At 49.8% G+C, this 275-nt stretch carries 1 pseudogene; it reads left to right on the forward strand.

The features are described from left to right. Positions 1-275, forward strand: a pseudogene (locus R0J88_RS20000) (aconitate hydratase B); the annotation flags it as partial.

Raw genomic sequence — 275 nt, forward strand, 5'->3', positions numbered from 1 at the left:
TGTAAAAGCTGGTTTTTTAACCGCGATTGCCAAAGGAGAAGCCAGCTCTCCGTTAATCGATAAAATTCATGCCGTTAAACTCCTAGGTACCATGCAAGGCGGTTACAACATCGTCTCCATGGTGGAGCTACTGGATAATGAAGAACTGGCCCGCGAAGCTGGCGAGCAGCTAAAACACACCCTGCTGATGTTTGACGCTTTCCACGATGTTGAACAGCGTGCCAAAAACGGCAACGCCGTCGCCAAAGACGTTATTCAATCCTGGGCAGATGCCG

This window comes from Pseudoalteromonas sp. SIMBA_162 (genome assembly GCF_046535955.1).
GTDB classification, from domain to species: Bacteria; Pseudomonadota; Gammaproteobacteria; order Enterobacterales; family Alteromonadaceae; genus Pseudoalteromonas; species Pseudoalteromonas marina.